A 20,735-nucleotide genomic window follows, 5' to 3' on the forward strand; every position below is an offset into this window, starting at 1 on the left:
ATCTATTCTAAATCCTCATCTTGCAATGCCGCGCGCAACTTCTTAATCGCTTGGCGCTGAATCCGAGAAACGTGCATCTGCGAAATATCCAGCAAATCACCAGTCTCTTTTTGACTGCGATTCTCAATGAACGTATACTGCAAAATTTTCTGCTCCCGCTCATCTAGCGCTGGCAATACCTTCTCCAATAACATCCGCTGATTCACCCGTTCGAAACCATCGTCCTCGCCGCCAACAACATCCAGCAACGTGATCGTGCTTCCGTCCGAATCCGCCTCAATCGAATGATCCACAGACAAGGCTTGGTAACTCTTGCCCATTTCCATAGCTTCTAAAATTTCCTCTTCTGTCGCACCGATAAAGTCCGCGATATCGCTAATTTGTGGTGAGCGTTGCAATTCACGCGTCAACTCTTCCACCGCGTTTTTTATCTTCGGACCGAGTTCTTTAATCCGACGTGGTACGTGAACACTCCAAGTTTTATCTCGTAAAAAGCGCTTGATTTCCCCGACAATCGTTGGTACTGCAAACGCTTCAAAACTCTTACCGAACGTTGCATCATATCTGCGAATCGCACCTAGCAAACCGATATTTCCAACTTGCACTAAATCTTCATGAAATGATTTACCTTGAGAATACTTGCGGGCAATGGATTCCACCAAATTCTTATAGTGAACAACAAGCTCATATTGCGCTTCCTCATCGCCGGTTTCTTGGTAATCACTAATCCATTTATAGACCTTTACTTTGGCCTTTTCACGGGCTTCCTCTCTTGCCGCTAGTTCCTCAGGTCGAGATAATTTTGGCATTCCCCTCCACCTGCTTTTCCTCTATATATTTAGTCATAACAACCGAAACTCCGTTATCATAATGCAATTCGACATCATCCATCAATGCCTCAATTAAAAATAAACCTAACCCTCCAACACGCAACAAATCCGCATCACTTTCTTCTTCATACGGACCAATTTCCGCCTTGCGCTTCTCCAGATCAAAGCTTTTGCCCTCATCCGTGACACGCACCTCTAACTTATCTTCATAAACGGAGAAAGTAATCTGAATCTCACCACTATCCTCTTCACTAAAAGCATGTTTTACAGCATTCGTAATCGCTTCACTAATCGCAATTTTTAAATCTTCAATCGCTTCAAAAGAAAAACCGATTCGGCTTGCGACGCCTGATACTGCTAATCGTCCTAAGCTTACGAACTCAGGTTTTGCCGGAATTTTTAGCTCAATCGTGTCATACGTTGTTGCCATTCATTTCACCCTCTACATTTTTGATTTCAATAATATCGGTCAAACCAGTAATCTCGAATAAACGATAAATACGATCTGACAGGCCTACTAATTCTAATTCACTCTTCTTCGCACGTAAGTTTTTAAACAGGCCAACAAAAACGCCTAAACCTGTGCTATCCATGTAGCTAACACCTGCTAAATCAATCTGTAACTGAAAATTCTCCTGATCCAAAAACTCGCTCAAGGCCTCTTTTAATTTTGGTGCCGTATACGCGTCAATCTCGCCACCCACAACTACTTTCGCATGATTACTATCAGTTTCTCTGATCTCTACTTTGATATTCATCACTTCACCTCGCCCATTTTGTATATCCAGAATACTTACCCCGAATACCATTACCTTAAACACGTTTCAAACAAATTAGTGTAAAATCGTCGCGCAATTCATAATCCTGCACTTTACACAAATGATCATACACCTCCTTAACCAACCTCTGAGGCGGCAAATCAATGCGCTCTTCAAAAACAGCAATCAAATCCTCACGCTCAATAAATCCATCCGCCGTCCGCGTTTCCGTCACACCATCCGACATAATAAAAATCATATCATCCGGCTCCACTTCCTTTTCAAAAGCGCGATACGTAGCGCTACGATCAATGCCCAGCGGTAACCCACGTGCATACAAATCGGTAAACTGTCGCGTTTTTGCGCTAAAATATAGCCCCACTTCATGACCAGCCGACGCAAATTCAAACAAGTGATGCGCCGTGTCATATAAACCATAAAACATCGTAATAAACATGTTATCCGCGATGTTTGTTTCCGCCACTGCATTCAGATTCTGCAACATCTCACTCGGCGTCTTCGTATCACCACCATAGCTATCCGCCGCATATTTCAGCATCGACATACTAAACGCCGCCGGAATCCCTTTTCCAATCACATCCGCGAGCGTGACACTAATCTTATTTTCGCCCTCATTCGTAAAACTGTAAAAATCGCCACTCATCTGACGCATCGGCACACTCACAGCGCCAACCTCAAGCCCTTTGACCATCGGGATATCCGATTTCATCATCGTTTTTTGCATGTCCTCAGCCTGAGCAATTTCACGCCTAAGTGCCATCTGCTCCGTCCGCATACTAAGATGCTCCATGTGCGCCAAGCCATAACCGACCATCATCTCAAGCAACACGTCAAACGAAGAAGAAACGTATTCCGGCAAATCCGCATCATACTCCTCTAAAATCGAGCGATGCAGATTCACCACTTCCTCTGGTGACACACGATTTTCCATCGCCTCACGCGTCAACCTTTCGCACGAATACAATATTTCTTCATCTTGATGTTCTAAATATTTCAGTATGATTTCACGATATTTCTCTTTAAATTCCTTAATCTCCCTATCCTCCATGTAGCGTCGTCCCCCCTAGCGAATCCACTTGTGTGTCGTAATAATGGTTCCCTGTGCCCCTTCTTCCACGCTAGATACTAAATCAAACGTATCCATCAATCGCTTCACACCCGGTAAACCTGCACCCAGACCGCCTGATGTCGTGTAACCATCTTGCATCACTTGCCTTACATCTTTTATTCCCGGACCTTTATCTTTCGCTATAATTTTCAGCCCATCTTTTCCTGCTTCTGCTATCTTTTCAATACATATTTCTCCAGTTCCCGCATAGAGAAAAATATTTCTTGCAAGCTCACTAATTGCTGTCGTGATTCTTGCCTGATCCACCGTACCAAAACCAATTTCCTTCGATATTTTTCGTCCTAACTGGCGAGCAGCGACAATGTCCCACTCATTGATAATCTTGACACAGGATTGGAATTCCATCTCTATTCCCCCAATTCCTGTTTTAATTTTTCCAAACCGCTTTCTAGATCCATCGCGGATAGGACACCTTCGAATGTAATACCAAGCTCAATCAATGTAATCGCAACTGCTGGCTGGATTCCCGTCACAACCACCGTCGCTCCCATCAACCGAGACATGCTGACAACATCGCCTAAAATTTTTGCAATGAAGGAATCAATAAAATCAATCGATGTAATATCAATCACGACTCCCCTTGCAGATGTTTCATGGATTTTGGCAAGTAAATCCTCTTGAAATTCTACCGCCGTATGGTCATCGAGTTCACTCTGGATGGAAATTAATAGACATTCTCCCAATTTCAAAATCGGAATTCCCATTCTCTCACTCCTCTTTTTCTACAATCTCTCTATTCGTCATCGCGAGTGCCTTCTCCATGCCTTTTTTCATCGTGCTCGTCGTGATAACTTGATCTAATTCTATCCCTAAATTCACAATCGTCTGCGCAATCTCTGGCCTGATTCCAACGAGCATCGCTTGGCATCCCACCAACCTGACTGCATCACTGGCTTGAATAATATGATGCGCCACCATCGTATCCACAATCGGAACACCTGTAATATCAATCAACACCACATCCGAGCGATTTTTCACGACACCAATCAGCAAATTCTCCATAATCAACTTCGCCCGCTCCGTATCAATGGTTCCAATCAACGGCATCACCGAAATCCCATCGAAAATTGGTAATAACGGTGCCGAAAGCTCCTGCAACGCCGTTTTCTGAATGGACACCGTCTTCTCCCAAGATTCCGCGTACGCATTGACAACCACATTATACATTGACGATAACCAATTCTCAAAATGATAATAAATATCCTCGTCCGCAGTCTTTTTCGTGGTACTAAAAAGTCCTTGCCGCTTCATCTCGCTATACACTAGGAGTCCAAACGTCCGCAAGCCCGCGGTCACAAAATGCACCGACCAACCAAGTTGCACCACTTTTTGCGCGAAGTCATCTAGTTTTTCATTAAAGGAACCATCTTTCGTCCCCAACACATTAGCAACAATCAAATCTAAAAATTCGCGACTTGTATCCTCATATAAAATATCGCTCGTCACTAGAAGAATCGCTGGATCTGCCTGTGCTTTCATCTGTTCCATCCACTTACTCAGCAACACATCTTTGTTTGTATGGATAAAATTAGCAAAATCTCTATACATATCTCTATTTCCAACCTTTCTCCTTGATTGAACCCAGTCTAATCTTTCTAAAAAAAAGAGACACAAGAAAAGCAAGGGGGGAAGCAAAATGGGGTTTGCCACAGCCTAAGAAGCTTTTCTCATGTCGGTTACTAAAAGCCAGACATTATATTCTAAACTCAAGTATCATCTAATATGTAATTCTTTTGTTCCTTTGAATCTTCGCGAAACCTTCACGTACTGCCTCATCATTCAACTAGTAAAGCCGTTCTTAACCATCAATTATGTAAAAGACACATCCGCTCTACTACTCATAAATATTCGCAATTTTAAAAAATCTACTAAGCCCATGCTAATTTCTAACGCTTTGTTTACTTGATTCATCAAGTTATCGTCCAGATGCGTAATCTTGTCCGTCAAGCGTTGTTTATCAATCGTTCTCACCTGTTCTAATAAAATAACAGAATCACGATCAAAACCATGTTTTCGAGCTGCCTCAACGTGAGTCGGCAATTTGGCTTTAGAAATCTTTGCCGTAATTGCCGCCACGATGACAGTAGGACTAAATCGATTGCCAATATCGTTTTGAATAACGAGAACAGGCCGTATTCCCCCTTGTTCACTTCCAACAACAGGAGATAAGTCCGCGTAGTAAACATCCCCACGCTTCACCATCGGCTCATTCATCCTCCTAAAACTTGTAAATTTTTATCCTCGGCTTCCGATTCTACATGTGTACATTCACACGCAATCGAAAAGTTAATAGAAGCCATTTCAGTGTACCCACGTTCCATTTCGTCACGCAAATCACGTGCTTTTCTTTGACGTAAAAACTGTTGTGTTGCTTCCATAATCATTTCACTCCGCCCCATTTTTTCTTTTGCCCGAGCCTCATCTAAGTCGTCCAATACCTGCTGCGTCATTTCTACCCAGATTTCTGTCGTGTCTGTCTTTTCTAACACGCGTCACACCCCCAGCTGTGTATTACTCCATAACATGTATATCGTAACACTATAGACGCGCGATTGAAAGGCTTTTCGGAGTGTTTTTTTCCTAAAAATACGCTATTAGACCTGATTCCCTATCTTTTAGGCTAGACTGAATACCTAAGAGTTAGGAAATATGTTGTGTACTTTCTCATTATAATTCCTAATCAAAAACTATGCACGTAAAAAACCTCAATGGATGTATTTTTTTGGAACGCGTTCAGATAGGAGGCACGTGACTTCATAATTAATCGTATTCAAATACCTTGCTGCAACGTCCGCTGAGTTCGGACCACCAATTAGTGTCACTTTTGTCCCAACCGGATATTCGCACGGTAACTTAATAATGCACTGATCCATACAAACCCGACCAATAATCGGCATCAAAACACCCTCTACCGATACTAGAAATCCTGCGTACGCTCGAATAAATCCATCCGCATAGCCAATCGGTAACGTCGCAACCCATTCGCACTCTGTAGCTTCATACGTAGCGCCATAACTCACATGATCCCCAGGCATCAATTCCTTCACCTGCACCATTTCCGTGTATAGCGATAAAGCTGGACGCAGGTCAAATGGCAAAGCTGAAAGAATCTCTGGCGATGGCGTTAAACCATACATGGAAATACCGAAACGCACCGCATCGAAATCTGCTTGCTCATGCAATAACGCCGTGGCACTATTCGCACAATGCACTAAAGCTGGGCGCACCGCCATCGAAGCTACAACCTGCCGAAAACAAGCCAATTGCTTCTCGAAATACGATGTTTCCAATTGATCCGCCGTAGCAAAATGCGTAAAGATACCTTCCAGCGTGACGTCCTCTCGTTTGGCGATTTCCGCCTCTATCTCACGTACTGCTTCCATAGAACGCACCCCTAACCGTCCCATGCCCGTATCCACTTTCAAATGAACATCCAGATTCATTGGTAACGGCGCCAATCCAGTTAACCATTCGATATCAAAAACTGTCACGGCAATCTGTTTTTGCGCGGCAAGTCCTGCAAAAGCCTGCGGTACCGCCCCCATCACCAGGATAAAATCATCGAATCCAGCTTCACGCAACGCCAAAGCTTCATCTAAAATCGCAACACAAAACCCTTTAGCACCGGCTTCTTTCGCGGTTTTTGCGACTTCCAGCATCCCGTGCCCATATGCATCTGCTTTGACGACAGCGAACAAAGCAACATTCTCAGGTAAATGCGCCTGCTCATTCTGAATATTAGCCCTGATCGCCGCACGATCCACTTCCGCCCACGTTGAGCGATGCCATCCTGTTACTGCCATTCTTTCCGCCCCCGATCTACCTCTTCAATGATGACTTGCGCCGCAGCACTTCTTCCCGTATGCGTAATACTAACAAAAACCTGCTCATCCAAACGCTTCGGCTTCGTTAAAATCGGCCGCCCATTCGGTAATGTCAAAATTTCCACATCCGTGAAGCTCAGCTCCTTGCCAAATCCAGTCCCATTCGCTTTTGCATAGGCTTCCTTCGCAGAAAAACGTCCCGCCAAAAACTCCACCTTGCGCGAACCACTGTACTTAGCGAGCAATTTCTGCTCCTCATCCGTCAGAATTCGCTCCACAAACCGCGGATTGTGCTCCAAAACCTTCTCCACACGGTCTAAATCAATCATATCTAATCCGACACCTTTTATCATCGCATCACCTGCTCTAAAAGTTGACACGCCTCATCTGCTGCAGTTTTCCCAGCCTGGATACAATCCGGAATACCCACGCCACGGTACGACATTCCTGCTAGAAAAACAGTTGGATGGCTATGCTTCAACTCACTCTCCACAAGTGCAAGACGTTCTTGATGTCCCACCGTATATTGCGGCATCGCTTCCTTCATCCGACTTACTTCATAAAATAGCGGTTCCCCTTTGAGCCCAATCATCTCTCTCAAGTCCGCCTGTACTGTATTCGCCATCTCCTCATCCGTCTGATTTAACAACCCAACCTGTCCCGCTTTTCCAAGGAAACCACGAAGCAAAATTTTCCCTTCTGGTACCATATGTGGCCATTTTTCATGTACCCACGTGCAAGCTGTTATATTATAATCCCCCGTTCTTGCTACCAAAAAGCCCGTGCCCTCAGGAATCGCCGGAACTGCTTCTTTATCAAAAGCCAGCGAAATCGTCGCCAAACTTGTCATCGGTTGTTCAGCTAACGGTATAACAGCTGGCGCATCTAGCAGAGAAAGCACCACATCATGCGTCGCAGCAATAATAATCGCATCCGCAACAATCCGCTCACCATTCTCCAAAACAACGGTCGTATTCTCAATCGACTTCACCTTAGCACTCGCATGCAATCGCTCCGCTGGAAGTGAATCTACCAAAGCGTTCGTTAGCGTCGTTAGGCCCCCAGCAAGCGTTCGAAAAGCCCCTATTGTTTTGGCCGTTCCAGTCGTATTCACCGTCTCCGGTCGATGACTCTTCAATCCATACATCAAACTCCGATATTCCTTCGCCACCTGCTCAAACTGTGGAAAAGTAGCGCGCAGACTCATCTCGTAAATATTTCCCGCATAAATGCCCGCAAGTAACGGTTCAATTAAGCGAACCACCATCTCTTTTCCAAAACGATGTTCAAAAAAGTCACCAATCGACTGATCCTCATCCATCACGTTCGCATCCACCATCAATTCCTCTAACGCCCGGATTTTGCCGTCTTGCGTTAATAAATCACTCTCTAAAAGCGCCCGGATATCTGTCGGAATCCCCATCACAGAGCCTTCTGGAATTGGGTGTAGCGCGGCGTCATGGTAAATATAGGATTTTCCCGTCGCATTCGTAATCAATTGATCCGTCAATCCCAGTTCCTCGACAAGCGCCAGTCCTGCTGGCTTACGCGCTAGAAAAGAATCCGGCCCTTTTTCAATGATAAAACCGTCGCGATGCACCGTATGGAATTTCCCACCAAAATGATCATCTGACTCGAACAACTGCCAGTCCACCGCTTCTTGATTTGTCTGTTTGTTGATATAATGCGCTGCGGATAATCCAGTGAGACCGCCGCCGATAATGATGACTTTTTTCATAATAGGTTCCTTCTTTCTAAATAAAGCTTTCTTATTTTGATGGCTGATACCAATGATAGAGGCTATTCGCATCTTGCTGAGCAATGTAGTGCACGCCTGCATTCAAATGCGTTTGCCCCGATTTCATGAGTACTGTAAAGTGAACAACATTTCCTTTTTTCATCCAAATGCTTTGCGCGTAGTCCACCGATTGAACGCGACGCTTCAGCATGAAATTCGTCTGTTTAGAAATAAACGCACGCCCTTGCATGACAAGCTCCGTCTCCGTCGTATAAAAACCGGTGGCACGATACGACGCATACGCCTTCCACGCAAACAGTGGCAACAATAACAAGCTGGATAACCCCCATGGGAACAATAAAATACTGACGAGTAAAATAACAGGAATCGTCCAAATTAGATTAATGAAGAAAAACCGTCTCAAGCTCTTTTTTTGGCGCTCGCTCTAGCTTTTCTATCGGAAATTGATAATCCTCCAGAAACTGCGGTAATATCTCCAGTGCTTTCGCCTTTTTCACAATCGGCAAAATCAAAATGTCTCCAGAATGTTCATCATCACCGGAACTTCCGGCCGTCACAACACGTACCGACGCCAATTTTAGCATTTGGCGAAGTGGTGATTCGATTAATTTAATCGATTGAATCCGCTCAAAAGCAATCGACGTATGCTCACGTTGCAATAGTCCTTTTTCAATAACGATGTGGTCGTCGAACTTCATTAGCTTGAACTGGAAATACTTGAATAACGTGCTGACTATCGCGATTCCCCAAAGAATAAGCAGTACGACAAAGCCAATGATGACAAGGATTAGCACGCCGTAACGAAGAATCGTATCAAATTGTTCTTCCACAAAATCAGCCGGAATCAGGTCGCGGAATTGCTGACCGAATGCCAAAATAATGAAGAATATCCCGAAGACGCCCCCCGATGTCACCGCCATGAGCAGCAACTCCTTAACCTCTAACTGAAAAGTAAGCAGTGGCTTCTCGTTCTTCTCCTGGACAACCCGAATTTCCGCTGTCTCCACACTCTCCTCTTCCACCAATTCCGCCACTTTTCCAGCGCGTAAATCTTTCAATTCCTGTGCCACGCTTGCAGGAACAGCGCTCAAATCCGCTTCGGCTTTCCCTCCACCAGCTGTTTCAATCAAAATTTGAACAACATGAAACGGCATGTAGAAAAACCATTGTTTCTGCTGAACTGTCTGGATTCGCTCATATGGAATAAAAATATTTTTCTTGAAAAACAGACCGTACTTCACCCGAATCCCCTTATCATCCATGCGATAACGGTATGTAAAATACTTGATCAAGGCTGGCGCTAATAACAAAACAATCAAAGCAATAATGAGTAGCGGATACATCCACCAAGATAATATCCCATTGTCATTCAAATTCCGGAACACCGCAAATATAACAACAGCAATCGGAATGATGCTCTGTCTCACACTAACAATTAACTCCTTAATAAGCGCAATCGGATGCAGACGTCTATCTTCATACATCTTCCTTCGCCACCTTTACAAGCTCTAAAATATGGTGTCTCAGCGCATCTGATTCTTCTGCTTGAACAGCCTCAATCGTGTGGACTGTCGCCGCCGTTGAAATCGAGACACTTACTAATCTCTGCTTTCTTAGCAATGGCCCCTGATCCGTCTCCACATGTTGCACCCGAATCATCGGAATCAACACCCGACTTCTAAAAATAATCCCATGCTGAATCTCAATCTCGTCATGCCTAATTTGATAACTCCACCTCGCCCAACGAAATGGTACAATTAAAAAAAAATGTCAAAATAAAATATAAAATCGTGAACGCAAAGCCAATCGCGCTCCACCAAAGTGACACATCAATGGCATAAAATAAAATGGCCGCTCCAATCGATACGACTAAAAATATCAAAATCGCAATCGCATACCCTTGGCGCCATACTGTTTTAATCTTCTCAGGTAATTTTTGTGCTAAATTCTCAAGCTCCATAAAAACGCCCTCCCTTTTCTTTTAATGATACCTGAAACCCCTTGAAAAATAAAGCTTTATCCCCTACTATTTTGCATGCCAGCCAAGCATATTTATCCCCTTATTGCTCGATTTTGTGTATACTTAGTTTCCAATCAAAATTTCTTAATCTATTCGTTTTTCGTTCACAGTTCGTTCATTTGTTGGTTTTATAATGAAAGATAGAAAGGTGGTAGTAAACATGAAAAAACGATTTTATGGATTCCTATTATTTATTTTATTCTTCTCAACGAGCATACATATTCCAGTAAGCGCGGCCACAACAAGCCCTACTACTTCTAGCGACAGCGCCAATGACTTCATGGAAATGTTCGACATAGACAGTTATACAGCATCAAACCCATATATTTTAGTGAACGGAAATACGGCCACTATCATGTTCACCACAGAGGAAGATGCCAAAGTGAGCATTCGCAGCGGTTCTATTTATGTGAAAACAACAGACTATACGCGCGACCAAGAACTATCTATCCATCAATTAGAAGAGACCACCCACCTCATTTTAACCGTTACAACAAAAGCTGGTGTCAGCACTTCTTATCCAATAACGATTAAAACAACACCTAAATCCGAACATAAAGTCTTACCAAGAATCACGGAAACATCGCTTTCATCCTCAAGAAGAACGCATTCTTAGAGAACTCTTCCCCGATTTTCATTTGCATTTCACCTTTATCCTGTAATATGGACTTAACTGTTACTGGAGGGATGTCAGCCTTGAAAAAGAAAATCGGATTTGGTGCCTTATGTTTCTTCATCGCATTAGGTGTCAGTATCTTACTCACACGACCTGAAGTAAAAGACACGGCCAGCAAGTTAAAAACAGACTATATAGAAGCAACTACCGTCGAAAATGTAAGCGATCCGTTCTCTGAGCTCGTAGAAGACCAGAAAGAATGGTTTATTAAACAATTAAGCGGTTCATAAAAAAAGCATGATAACAGTCGCGATTTAACGACTTGTCATCATGCTTTTTACGTTCTAATTAATAATTTTCTTGAAATCGATGCGTTTGTTGATATAATACATAATTGGCGCACCTATAGCTAAAACAATGAATTCGCTGATAGCCAGTGTTAACCATGTATACAAAAATGGCCACTCTAATACTACAGACAGTTCCCAAGCAATGATAAACATCGTCGCAGAGAAAACGAGCGTTGTCAGGACCATTCTTACCTTCACATTCGCCACATAGCGACTTAGCAAAATAACGATGGCTAGCGAAATCGCGGACTGCCCCACCCAAACACCCAGTCATACCAACCAAGTGGCGAGAAGAAATTCGCAATCAATACCCCAACTACAATTCCAAAAAAAATACTTCTTATCAAATACGATTAAATGATTGAACATCTCCGACAAACGAAATTGAATATTCGTAAATCCGAAAGGTGCTACAACCAAAGTCACGACAACATAAAGCGCCGCAACGATCGCATTTACCGTTAACGTTTTTATTTTCATTTTATATAGACTCCCCTTAGTTTTTTTACGTAGGATGGTTTCGAACTACGTTTTCTCATCTATGTTACCTTAAAAACCCCGTTATATCAAGGTCATTTCAACTTTTTTTTGAAAGTAAGCGGTATCTTATGAAAAAGTACTTGCTTTTTTTCGCAAATGGGTGTAAATTCAATTATAGACTTTAATTGTCCACGATGAAGTTTTTTCTTAAAACCTAATCAGAGACAAATTATATCCACAATGAAAACGAGGTGAATCAGGAACATGCAATTAACAAAAGGGGTAGAACAAGCGATTTGTATTATCGTCCTGCTGTCCACCCAAGATAACCACAATCCACTAGCATCCGACACAATTAGCGAGCATCTGCAAGTATCTCCTTCCTATTTAAAGAAGATCATGCGCAAACTCGTTGTCCAGAATATTATCCGATCCGTGCCAGGCAATAACGGCGGTTTTTCACTAGCAAAAAGTCCGGAGCAAATCACGTTACTAGAAGTCGTAGAATCGATGGAAGGCCCCATTTCGATCTATCCAGACACAGGCTTGATCAACAAAGTTTTCCGCGATGGCGAGCACACTTCTAAAGGGGAAGCAGTGTTACACGATGTTTTTAACGGTGCCAACGACCTTATTCGCGACTACTTATCCAAACAAACAGCCGCAGACTTACTGAAACGCACGATGGAACAATCTGAAATACCGGTACTTAACTGGAACACAATGAATCTAAGCAATCAAAAGGAGAAAGAGTGAGTTTTATGAATATGTTAAAGCAAGAATGGAAACGACTTTTAAATAACAAAATTCTGCTCGTTTCGACGATCGTTATTATGTTTATCCCGATTTTATACGGTGGCGTTTTCCTGAAATCCGTTTGGGATCCGTATGGCAAAACAAGTGAGCTTCCTGTTGCTGTCGTCAATGAAGACCAAGCGGCGAATTACGAAGGGCAAGAGCTCGATGTTGGGAATGAACTCGTCAAAGAACTGAAGAAAAATAACGATTTAGGCTGGAATTTTCTTGATGCGAAGACTGCCAATAAAGGTTTGAAAGACGGCAAGTATTACATGGTCATCACGATTCCGAAAGATTTTTCCAAAAATGCCTCTACCGTTCTTGATGCAACACCGAAAAAAAATGAATCTTTCTTATGAAATCAACCCCGCGCAGAACTATATCGGGGAAGTCGTAACAGGCCAAGGCGCATCAGCCGTCAACGCCAAAATTTCGAAAAAAGTAACGGAAAGCTATGCCAAAGCCATTTTTTCACAAATAGCAAAAGTTGGCGATGGCTTCGAAACCGCCGCGGATGGTTCTAAAAAAATCGACGACGGCACGATTCAATTGAAGGACGGGAGTAAAACACTGACTTCAAAACTAAACGAGCTCGCAGCAAGTACGCCGAAACTAGCAGATGGCGCGAATAAAATCAGTGTAGCGCTTGGCACAACGGTAGCAGATGGCGTGGACAAATTAAATGCCGGTGCTGGTAAACTAAACAGCTCGCTCGGCCAATATACAGCCGGCGGTTCACAAGTCCAATCAGGTCTTGGCAAATTGCAAGATGGGACGGCGCAACTAAACGCGAACTCCCCTGCCTTACTTGCTGGAAGTGGTAAATTAGCGGACGGGCTTGGCACGCTAAACGCGAGCACAGAAACACTTGCCGCCAAAGTCCCCGAACTAAACAACGGACAACAATCTTTAAACAACGGGTTGCAAAAATTACAAGCTGGAAGTAGCAAATTAGACGCTGGCCTTAACAAATTGGCGAACGGACTTCCAACAGCGAACAATGTCAAAGAACTAACATCCGGATTAAACGCGATGAAAGCCGGCATCAACACGATTAACTCGTCCCTCCAATCAGGTGGCGACTTAAGTACTTCCATGAAAACATTACAAACCAACTTAAAAACGATGGAAACCGCCATTACCGATTTAGGCACTTCCATCCAAAACAACGGCAAAAACACAACGACCGCAGTTGCTAGCACGAGCGCATTTCAAAGCTTGACACCAGCGCAACAAAAAGAAATCACAGATGCACTCAGCACAGAATTAACGAAACAAGCCGGACAACAAGTAGCCATTGCGCAAAAACTAGGCGCTAATTTATCAAGTACCGCAGACATTTTACAACATAAATTACAACCCGTGGCAGGAAGCTTAGGTACATTAAAAGCCGGCATTGCGGAACTAAATAGCAAAGCATCGGTCGGCATCCCTGTGGCAGTGCAAGCAATCCAAGGCTACAACACAATTCGAGGCGCGTTCGTTGCTCCAAACAATGGTATTTTAGACGGATCAGCAGCCTTAAAAGCAGGTCTAGATTCGGCCGTATCAGGAAGTAATCAACTTACATCTGGAACAGCGACTTTAAACAATAGCGTTCCCGCCTTAGTCGGTGGCATATCGCAACTCGCAGCAGGCTCTAACACGTTAAACAGCGGCTTGCAAACCTACACGAACGGCGTTGGCACAGTGCACGATGGCATCAATCAAGCCAACAACGGCGCAACCCAATTAACACAAAACAACCCGGCCTTACTCGCAGGTTCATCCGCACTCGCAAACGGGACACATACACTAGCAGGCGGTTTACCAGAACTCGTGAATGGCACAAATACCTTAGCAAGCGGCGCGACTCAGGTAAGCGATGGCGCGGGTAAACTCGCAACCGGATCAGGAACAATCGCTTCTAATCTCGTAAAACTAAACGACGGTACAAGCGAACTTGCAACCAAACTAAAAGACGGTGCAGCAGAAGTTGGCAAAATCGATCCATCATCGAAAACGTATGACATGATCGCCCAACCAACCGACCTCACCGAGAAAAAACTAAGTAACGTACCAAACTACGGTCACGGTTTAGCACCTTATGTCCTATCCCTTGGTCTATACGTCGGCGCATTAGTATTCAACTTTATTTTCCCAATCCGTCGCCCATCGATGACTCCATCATCTGGCGTATCGTGGTGGTTAAGTAAATTCTCGATTGGCTTTGTTGCCGCGATTTTACAAGCGTTGATTCTTGATTTTGTGATGTTAGCGCTTGGCTTAGAAGTGGCACATATGGGAGACTTCTTCTTGATTTCGATTTTGACGTCGCTCACCTTCATGTTCCTTGTTATGCTACTCGCAACAGCATTTGGAAACCCAGGCCGCTTCATTGCGATGGTCATCCTCGTCTTGCAACTTGGCGCAAGTGGTGGGACTTTCCCAATGCCACTGACAGACGGATTCTTCAACGCACTAAATCCATTCCTACCGATGACGCATTCTGTTTACGGCTTCCGTCAAGCAATCTCATCAGGACTTGGAAATAACCTTTTCGTCGTCAGTGCATGGGTCCTAGTAGGCTTGATTGTCCTATTCAACGCCCTACTCATCCTGACATTAACGATCAGAAAAAACAAACGCTTCCCAGTGACAACTTTACACGAACAAACGGTATAACTCAAAAAAACCGCTAAATCTGGTTATCAAAAAATGCCATTTTTAGCGGTTTTTTGCGTATAGAAGGTTCTTTCTTGCCTTAGTACTCACTCCAAGGTTTATAATGAAATTATCATTTGGAGGTGAACAAAGATGAATATGAAACAAGCGGCGGACATGTTTGATTTAACCGTTGTTACTTTGTGATATTACGAACGAATTGGTCTTATTTCGCCTATTTATCGCAATACACCTGGTGATTCCAAATATCATTCTTCACAATTCATGTAATCCCTACTAAACACTTCTAATTTGGAGTTATATGTAACGGAAATATAATACGCAAAAAAATCCGAATCAGCTGATAACAACTAATTCGGATTTTGGATTTATTATTTAGCGCTGCCGCCTTTGTTTCCGCCGCCGCCAGAGCTAGGTTTGCGATCGTTGCTATAACGACGTCCGCCGCCTCCGTTACCAGAACCGCTTCCAGAGCCAGAACCGCCGCCTTTGCCACGATAACCGCCGCCTCCGCCTTTGCGATCTCCACCGCCAGAGCCACCACGATAGCCGCCTTTACCGCCTCCGCGATAGCCGCCGCCACCTTTGCCGCCTCCGCCTTTTCCTCCACGATGAGGTAATGGACGTTCTTCGGAAATATGAACTGGTGTTTGGTCTGGTTCTTTCGACAACAGTTTCAACATTGCTGCTGCGATATCTGTTGGATCGTATTCTTCGAGTAATTTCGTTGCTACTACTTTATAGTCAGCTAGGCTGTCTTCGCGAACGATATCGCTAATTTTTTCAGTAGCTACGCGTAATTGACCTTCGAATGCTTCGTCCCACGTTGGTGGTTGAAGTGGTGTCATGCGTTTTTTTCGTTGTATCTTCCACGATTTTTAGGTAACCCATTTCACGTGGTGATACGAATGTTACTGCCATACCTTCTTTACCGGCACGACCAGTACGTCCAACACGATGGACATAGGACTCTGGATCTTGCGGAATATCAAAGTTATAGACGTGTGTTACGCCAGAAATATCTAGACCACGTGCTGCTACATCTGTGGCAACAAGGATGTCGATTTTGCCTTCTTTAAACTTACGCAATACGCTCATACGTTTCGCCTGGGTCAAATCACCATGAATACCTTCTGCAACATAGCCACGCATGTCAAGCGCGCGAGATACTTCGTCAACACGGCGTTTTGTACGACCAAAGACGATCGCAAGTTCTGGTGCTTGTACATCTAAAAGTCTAGAAAGAACATCGAATTTCTCTCTTTCGTTTACTTTCACAAAGAATTGCTCGATTAGTAGAGCTGTCATTTCTTTTGTTTTAACTTGTACCAATTCTGGGTTTTTCATGAAACGTTCTGCGATGCGTTGGATTGGTTTTGGCATTGTTGCTGAGAATAGCAACGTTTGACGATCGTCTGGAACTGTTTTTAGGATCGACTCGATATCATCGATGAATCCCATGTTAAGCATTTCATCGGCTTCATCCAATACTAATGTTTCCACGTTTTCTAGACGCAACGTTTTACGGTTGATATGATCTAGAATACGTCCTGGCGTACCAACAACGATTTGTGGATTTTTCTTCAATGAACGAATTTGGCGACTGATATCAGAACCGCCGTATACTGCTAAAACGTGAAGGCGTTTGTCAGTTGCTAAACGATATAGCTCTTCTGAAACTTGAATCGCAAGCTCACGTGTTGGAGCGATAATTAGCGATTGTACACCTGTTTTTTTTAGTGTCAATTTTGTTGATAAGCGGCAAACCAAATGCTGCTGTCTTACCTGTACCTGTTTGTGCTTGTCCAATAATATCTTTACCTAAAAGACCTAGTGGAATTGTTTTTTCTTGGATTGGGGTTGCTTCCTCAAATCCCATTCTGTTTACTGATTTAACAATTAGCGGATCTAAACCGAACTCCGAAAACTTTGTCAATGTCATTTCTCCTTTAAAAATAAAGTTTTTTTGGGAGAGCACTTTCTCATTTTCATCATCTTTACTCATCGTTTTAATTCATCTGGTTAATGCAAGCAAGTTGTTGTACCTCGAAACTAACGCCCGCATATTTCATTTTTCTGCAATAGAAAAGCTTGGATAAACCAAGCATATGATTCACGACATAATGGAGGCTGGGAGCAAACATCAACGCCGACAAGCGATCGATTCAGTCCACAGTCTCTTACGCAAAAAATAAAAAAGCCCTCTAATAATAATGTAGGCTTATCGTAAAAACCTAATTAACTTCCACAAATCATCATAACATGAATTCCTTGTGTTTTCAATGATTATACTCGATTTAAGCGTGAAATTTGCTTTTTATTTCCGAGTATGCGCATACATATGAAGTGGGTACACAAAGTTGCCCTGAAAAAATAGCCTCCAACATCCGAAATTGTTGAAAGCTACGATATGATTAGTTTGTCGTATATTTTTTTTATCATTTTGACTAAAAGTATGATAATTAGTACTCCTGCAAAAACAATGAGTGACTGGATAGCGCCTAGGAACAGAGCTCCCAGTATATCCGAAACTTTAGTATTCATGAGTAGCATTATATCTACAAAACTGAACACGACAAAAAGAGAAATTAATAGTATCCACATGCTTTTTTTCATCTAGTTTCACTCATTAATGCTTCTACAATATCCTTTAATCCCATGCCGTATGAGCCTTTGACCATGATGTATTCCTCGCCGGTAACTTGTGCTAGTAGTTCTGCTTCGAGTTCCGCTTTTGTTTCAAAATAGAATACGTTTTCCTCGCCAATTTGTTCTGCGGCAGCTTTTGTGAAGGCTTCGATATGATTTCCGTATGCAAAAACTTTATTGATACTACCTTTTTCGATGGATTTTCCGGCGTTATAGTGAAAAGCGTCTGCATCTTCACCAAGTTCTAACATGTCTGCTACCACGACGAATTTCTTTTTATTCGGCGCTTCTAGGTGCATGAATGTTTTCAGAACAGCCATCAATGCGGTTGGGCTCGAATTGTAGGCATCATTTAGAATATCGCTACCTTTCGCGCCGACAAGCCATTCGAGACGGCTAGTGGAACGTTCCATGCTCGCCAATGCTTCTTTTACATCGCTCGCTGAAATACCAAGTTCTTGTGCGGCTAACATCGCGGCCATCGTATTAAACACGTTATGTTCCCCTACAATCGGTACGAAAATTTCTACATCTGGCGCTACGTTCGTCGTGAAGGAGGTGCCTTCCATTTCGGTTCGCATCATTTTAGGACGCAAATCACCATTTTTCCCAAAAGTTGCTACGCGATAGTTATCCGTTACGAGTGGTTTTAGAAGTTCTTCCTCACTCGGATAAATGAGTAAACTAGCCGCATCAAGACCCATAGCAATTTCCATTTTTGCCTTGGCGATCTCTTCTCTGGAACCTAAATGCTCCAAATGCGCCTCGCCGACGTTCGTAATAAGCGCGATATCCGGCATCACAATCCTGGTCAGCACCTTGATCTCGTGGCGATGATTCATCCCCATCTCAAGCACTGCAACCTCTGTATCCGCTGGCATGCTAAGAATTGTGTACGGCAAACCGATATGATTATTAAAATTCCCACCGGTTTTGTGCACGCGATATTTCGACGCCACGATAGCCGCCATGATATCCTTCGTCGTCGTTTTCCCGTTGCTTCCGGTAATCGCGATTGTTTTTGGATTCACCTCTTGCAAATACGCCTTCGCCAAGTCCTGTAGCGCAGACAATGTATCTTCCACCATCAAAATTGGCACGCCCTCAGGAGGATTCGGCACATCTTTTTGCCACAGTGCTGCACTTGCACCAGCATCGTATGCATCCTTAACAAACGCATGACCATCACGCGATTCCCCAACAAAAGGAACGAACAAATCTCCCGCTTGGATTTGACGCGTATCAAAGCAAACACCAGTCAGCACAACGTCACGCCAACCCTCCACATCATTAAAAATCGAAATCATTTCTGCCATTTCTGCTACTGTCTTTTTCAAATCTTGCTCCTCCTAAAAATCCCGAGAAAAAAGTGTGACAAAAGTTTGAATAAGGCCGAAGACTACCATACCACTTGTATCGGTAAGGTATATATTCGGCTTTACACAAATCGAGCGAAAACGTTTGTATCCTCATAGTTTGGTGGAAGCCGGAAGTGGAGTGTACGACTACATAAGAACCGGAAGTCCGCCAAACTATGAGGATGCGAGCGCTTGTCGCCGATTTATTTAGGTTATGTCCCACCCTCGTCCTAACTCGATTAGTCCTCTAATGTATATTTTAAATTATTTTTTGCTTCATGACGTTCTTTCGCAAGCTCAACTAATTTCACAATCAACTCGGAATATGGCAACCCGCTTTCTTGCCAAAGGAGTGGGTACATGCTGTATGGCGTAAAACCTGGCATCGTGTTGACCTCATTTAAGAAAATCTGATTATCCGCCGTCACAAAAAAAGTCTGCACGCACGAGACCACTACCGGAAAGTCCCAGAAAAGCGCGTTTCGAGTAATCTACCAATTGTTCATACACAGCTGGTTCAAGCTCAGCTGGAATCGCCATCACCGTGTCGTTATCTTGATACTTCGCCCGGTAATCATAGAAAACCGCCTCCGCACCTTTTGGAATGATTTCTCCCGCAACAGAACAAGCTGGCGTGTCATTACCAAGAACAGCAATCTCCACTTCACGAGCCACAACGCCTTGTTCCACAACGATTCGACGGTCATAACGAAGCGCCTCGACCATCGCCGCAACAAGCGTCACGCGATCCGTTGCCTTACTGATTCCCACACTCGAACCAAGATTCGCAGGTTTCACAAAGACCGGATACTCAAGTGTTGCCTCAATTTTTGCGACAATCTCGTCTTGCGTTTCTTGCCATTCTATCGCGCGAACCGGCACAGCTGGAACTTGCGGAATGCCCGCATCAGCGAACACCATTTTCATCACGATTTTATCCATTGCCGCCGCCGAAGCCAAGACTCCTGCCCCAACATAAGGTAAGTTCAGAACCTCTAGCAAGCCTTGTACCGTGCCATCTTCACCGTTTGGTCCGTGCAATAACGGGAAAACAACGATCCGATCCATATCGCCTTCCTCACGTAAAGAAGCTGGACTAACAGCCAAACCGTGCGACGCCATTTCTTGTGTTTCCGCGAGTCTTAAAGCATCCTTTTGCTCAAATCGCAATTGCTCTACAAAGTCCAATTTACCAATCAAAGCTGGTCCCTGCACCCAGTCACCCTCATTCGTTATGTAAATGGGTTTTACTTCAAATTTATCGAACTCCAGCGCATTAATCACTGAAAAAGCCGTCTGTAAGGAGATTTCGTGTTCCGCCGATTTTCCACCATATAAAAGCACTAATTTTGTTTTCATGATACCCCTCCGTTTTACTACCTAAATCAATACAATCTATTTTAACACGTTTTTAAAAGAATAACAGAAAAAGCACTGAAAAATTTCTCAGTGCTCAAATCTTTCATATTAAGTCTTTCA

General features: G+C 43.6%; 18 protein-coding genes, 5 pseudogenes and 1 riboswitch. Of the genes and pseudogenes, 5 read left to right on the top strand and 18 right to left on the bottom strand.

What is annotated here, in order from left to right; genetic code table 11:
- Window positions 1-2 precede the first annotated feature (2 nt).
- The 14 genes and pseudogenes from sigB to PCORN_RS09555 form a co-directional block, all read right to left on the bottom strand.
- Window positions 3-809 carry an RNA polymerase sigma factor SigB gene (gene sigB, locus PCORN_RS09490; protein WP_036079640.1) on the bottom strand — a complete coding sequence of 269 codons (807 nt, stop codon included), beginning with the start codon at window positions 807-809 and terminating at the stop codon, window positions 3-5.
- A complete protein-coding gene (gene rsbW, locus PCORN_RS09495; RefSeq protein ID WP_036079643.1) occupies window positions 787-1,260 on the bottom strand; it encodes an anti-sigma B factor RsbW in 474 nt (157 codons plus the stop codon). The genes sigB and rsbW overlap by 23 nt, the downstream gene beginning before the upstream one ends.
- Window positions 1,244-1,588 (bottom strand): STAS domain-containing protein, encoded by a 345-nt coding sequence (locus PCORN_RS09500; protein ID WP_036079837.1) that lies wholly within the window; start codon window positions 1,586-1,588, stop codon window positions 1,244-1,246. Before PCORN_RS09500 ends, rsbW begins: the two co-directional genes overlap by 17 nt.
- Window positions 1,589-1,643: 55 nt before the next feature.
- Entirely contained in the window at window positions 1,644-2,657 is a 1,014-nt protein-coding gene (locus PCORN_RS09505; protein WP_036079646.1) for a PP2C family protein-serine/threonine phosphatase, read from the bottom strand.
- A 15-nt stretch (window positions 2,658-2,672) separates the two neighbouring features.
- Complete coding sequence (locus tag PCORN_RS09510) at window positions 2,673-3,083, bottom strand: anti-sigma regulatory factor (RefSeq protein WP_036079649.1); 411 nt, start codon at window positions 3,081-3,083, stop codon at window positions 2,673-2,675.
- Between the two features lie 2 nt (window positions 3,084-3,085).
- A complete protein-coding gene (locus PCORN_RS09515; RefSeq protein WP_036073255.1) occupies window positions 3,086-3,442 on the bottom strand; it encodes an STAS domain-containing protein in 357 nt (118 codons plus the stop codon).
- A gap of 4 nt (window positions 3,443-3,446) precedes the next feature.
- Complete coding sequence (locus PCORN_RS09520) at window positions 3,447-4,286, bottom strand: RsbT co-antagonist protein RsbRA (protein ID WP_036079652.1); 840 nt, start codon at window positions 4,284-4,286, stop codon at window positions 3,447-3,449.
- 261 nt (window positions 4,287-4,547) lie between these two features.
- Complete coding sequence (locus PCORN_RS09525; protein WP_051999373.1) at window positions 4,548-4,940, bottom strand: type II toxin-antitoxin system PemK/MazF family toxin; 393 nt, start codon at window positions 4,938-4,940, stop codon at window positions 4,548-4,550.
- An 8-nt stretch (window positions 4,941-4,948) separates the two neighbouring features.
- On the bottom strand, window positions 4,949-5,227 hold the full coding sequence (locus tag PCORN_RS09530) for a hypothetical protein (RefSeq protein ID WP_036079655.1): 279 nt from the start codon (window positions 5,225-5,227) through the stop codon (window positions 4,949-4,951).
- Between the two features lie 216 nt (window positions 5,228-5,443).
- Window positions 5,444-6,541: an alanine racemase gene (gene alr, locus PCORN_RS09535; protein WP_036079657.1), complete on the bottom strand. Its 1,098-nt coding sequence runs from the start codon at window positions 6,539-6,541 to the stop codon at window positions 5,444-5,446.
- The gene (gene acpS, locus PCORN_RS09540; RefSeq protein ID WP_036079660.1) at window positions 6,532-6,915 is read right to left on the bottom strand and encodes a holo-ACP synthase; all 384 of its coding nucleotides are present in this window, start codon (window positions 6,913-6,915) and stop codon (window positions 6,532-6,534) included. Before acpS ends, alr begins: the two co-directional genes overlap by 10 nt.
- A complete protein-coding gene (hemG, locus tag PCORN_RS09545) occupies window positions 6,912-8,300 on the bottom strand; it encodes a protoporphyrinogen oxidase (RefSeq protein ID WP_036079662.1) in 1,389 nt (462 codons plus the stop codon). The genes acpS and hemG overlap by 4 nt, the downstream gene beginning before the upstream one ends.
- Before the next feature lie 31 nt (window positions 8,301-8,331).
- A pseudogene (locus PCORN_RS09550) lies at window positions 8,332-9,805 on the bottom strand (PH domain-containing protein).
- A pseudogene (locus tag PCORN_RS09555) lies at window positions 9,798-10,281 on the bottom strand (PH domain-containing protein). The pseudogenes PCORN_RS09550 and PCORN_RS09555 overlap by 8 nt, the downstream one beginning before the upstream one ends.
- A gap of 220 nt (window positions 10,282-10,501) precedes the next feature.
- On the opposite strand from PCORN_RS09555, the gene PCORN_RS09560 reads away from it, so the two are divergent.
- Both PCORN_RS09560 and PCORN_RS09565 read left to right on the top strand, forming a co-directional pair.
- On the top strand, window positions 10,502-10,957 hold the full coding sequence (locus tag PCORN_RS09560; protein WP_036079665.1) for a hypothetical protein: 456 nt from the start codon (window positions 10,502-10,504) through the stop codon (window positions 10,955-10,957).
- An 80-nt stretch (window positions 10,958-11,037) separates the two neighbouring features.
- Window positions 11,038-11,247, top strand: a complete 210-nt coding sequence (locus PCORN_RS09565) for a hypothetical protein (RefSeq protein ID WP_036079669.1) — start codon at window positions 11,038-11,040, stop codon at window positions 11,245-11,247.
- 54 nt (window positions 11,248-11,301) lie between these two features.
- Here PCORN_RS09565 and PCORN_RS09570 read toward each other — a convergent pair.
- Window positions 11,302-11,787: pseudogene (locus PCORN_RS09570) on the bottom strand (QueT transporter family protein).
- 10 nt (window positions 11,788-11,797) lie between these two features.
- A riboswitch (PreQ1 riboswitch) is annotated at window positions 11,798-11,842 on the bottom strand.
- A gap of 209 nt (window positions 11,843-12,051) precedes the next feature.
- Between PCORN_RS09570 and PCORN_RS09575 the strand changes: the two are divergent.
- From PCORN_RS09575 to PCORN_RS09580, 3 genes are read left to right on the top strand one after another with little or no spacing between them, the layout of a single operon-like run.
- The gene (locus PCORN_RS09575) at window positions 12,052-12,543 is read left to right on the top strand and encodes an RrF2 family transcriptional regulator (protein ID WP_036079671.1); all 492 of its coding nucleotides are present in this window, start codon (window positions 12,052-12,054) and stop codon (window positions 12,541-12,543) included.
- Between the two features lie 5 nt (window positions 12,544-12,548).
- Window positions 12,549-12,944: a YhgE/Pip domain-containing protein gene (locus PCORN_RS18430; protein ID WP_051999367.1), complete on the top strand. Its 396-nt coding sequence runs from the start codon at window positions 12,549-12,551 to the stop codon at window positions 12,942-12,944.
- Window positions 12,928-15,249, top strand: coding sequence for a YhgE/Pip domain-containing protein (locus tag PCORN_RS09580; protein WP_051999368.1), 2,322 nt, complete (start codon window positions 12,928-12,930; stop codon window positions 15,247-15,249). Before PCORN_RS18430 ends, PCORN_RS09580 begins: the two co-directional genes overlap by 17 nt.
- 371 nt (window positions 15,250-15,620) lie before the next feature.
- Here PCORN_RS09580 and cshA read toward each other — a convergent pair.
- The 3 genes and pseudogenes from cshA to PCORN_RS09600 form a co-directional block, all read right to left on the bottom strand.
- Window positions 15,621-17,185 (bottom strand): annotated as a pseudogene (gene cshA, locus PCORN_RS09585) (degradosome RNA helicase CshA).
- 676 nt (window positions 17,186-17,861) lie between these two features.
- Window positions 17,862-19,235, bottom strand: coding sequence for a UDP-N-acetylmuramoyl-tripeptide--D-alanyl-D-alanine ligase (locus PCORN_RS09595; RefSeq protein WP_036079677.1), 1,374 nt, complete (start codon window positions 19,233-19,235; stop codon window positions 17,862-17,864).
- A gap of 260 nt (window positions 19,236-19,495) precedes the next feature.
- Window positions 19,496-20,615 (bottom strand): annotated as a pseudogene (locus PCORN_RS09600) (D-alanine--D-alanine ligase).
- Between the last annotated feature and the right edge of the window lie 120 nt (window positions 20,616-20,735).

It is taken from the genome of Listeria cornellensis FSL F6-0969 (assembly GCF_000525855.1).
Lineage (GTDB): Bacteria > Bacillota > Bacilli > Lactobacillales > Listeriaceae > Listeria_A > Listeria_A cornellensis.

Excerpts from the sequence above, each read along its gene's own strand:
- PCORN_RS09500 (WP_036079837.1), bottom strand. The coding sequence starts at position 1,588 with ATGAATATCAAAGTAGAGATCAGAGAAACTGATAGTAATCATGCGAAA.
- PCORN_RS18430 (WP_051999367.1), top strand. The coding sequence starts at position 12,549 with ATGAATATGTTAAAGCAAGAATGGAAACGACTTTTAAATAACAAAATT.
- PCORN_RS09505 (WP_036079646.1), bottom strand. The coding sequence starts at position 2,657 with ATGGAGGATAGGGAGATTAAGGAATTTAAAGAGAAATATCGTGAAATC.
- rsbW (WP_036079643.1), bottom strand. The coding sequence starts at position 1,260 with ATGGCAACAACGTATGACACGATTGAGCTAAAAATTCCGGCAAAACCT.
- sigB (WP_036079640.1), bottom strand. The coding sequence starts at position 809 with ATGCCAAAATTATCTCGACCTGAGGAACTAGCGGCAAGAGAGGAAGCC.
- PCORN_RS09575 (WP_036079671.1), top strand. The coding sequence starts at position 12,052 with ATGCAATTAACAAAAGGGGTAGAACAAGCGATTTGTATTATCGTCCTG.
- PCORN_RS09560 (WP_036079665.1), top strand. The coding sequence starts at position 10,502 with ATGAAAAAACGATTTTATGGATTCCTATTATTTATTTTATTCTTCTCA.
- PCORN_RS09515 (WP_036073255.1), bottom strand. The coding sequence starts at position 3,442 with ATGGGAATTCCGATTTTGAAATTGGGAGAATGTCTATTAATTTCCATC.
- PCORN_RS09525 (WP_051999373.1), bottom strand. The coding sequence starts at position 4,940 with ATGGTGAAGCGTGGGGATGTTTACTACGCGGACTTATCTCCTGTTGTT.
- acpS (WP_036079660.1), bottom strand. The coding sequence starts at position 6,915 with ATGATAAAAGGTGTCGGATTAGATATGATTGATTTAGACCGTGTGGAG.
- PCORN_RS09510 (WP_036079649.1), bottom strand. The coding sequence starts at position 3,083 with ATGGAATTCCAATCCTGTGTCAAGATTATCAATGAGTGGGACATTGTC.
- alr (WP_036079657.1), bottom strand. The coding sequence starts at position 6,541 with ATGGCAGTAACAGGATGGCATCGCTCAACGTGGGCGGAAGTGGATCGT.
- PCORN_RS09580 (WP_051999368.1), top strand. The coding sequence starts at position 12,928 with ATGAATCTTTCTTATGAAATCAACCCCGCGCAGAACTATATCGGGGAA.
- PCORN_RS09520 (WP_036079652.1), bottom strand. The coding sequence starts at position 4,286 with ATGTATAGAGATTTTGCTAATTTTATCCATACAAACAAAGATGTGTTG.
- hemG (WP_036079662.1), bottom strand. The coding sequence starts at position 8,300 with ATGAAAAAAGTCATCATTATCGGCGGCGGTCTCACTGGATTATCCGCA.